The organism is Allobaculum fili (genome assembly GCF_020969955.1).
Classification (GTDB): Bacteria; Bacillota_I; Bacilli_A; order Erysipelotrichales; family Erysipelotrichaceae; genus Allobaculum; species Allobaculum fili.
On sequence record NZ_JAHDSX010000170.1, the window covers coordinates 1 to 255 of the forward strand.

At 55.7% G+C, this 255-nt stretch carries 1 rRNA gene; it reads right to left on the bottom strand.

Annotation, left to right across the window (positions count from 1 at the left end):
- Positions 1-255: ribosomal RNA gene (locus Afil_RS10955) — 23S ribosomal RNA — on the bottom strand; the annotation flags it as partial.

A 255-nucleotide genomic window follows, 5' to 3' on the forward strand; every position in this document is an offset into this window, starting at 1 on the left:
GACTGACCCGGGGCGGACGAACCTTCCCCCGGAATCCTTGGGCTTTCGGTGTGCAGGATTCTCACCTGCATCTCGCTACTCACACCGGCATTCTCACTTCCATGTCCTCCACATCCCCTTACGGTAACGCTTCAATGAACATGCAACGCTCCCCTACCACTAAATACTTCAGTACTTAATCCGCGCTTTCGGCAGACAGCTTAGCCCCGGTACATTTTCGGCGCAGGGCCACTCGACTAGTGAGCTGTTACGCAC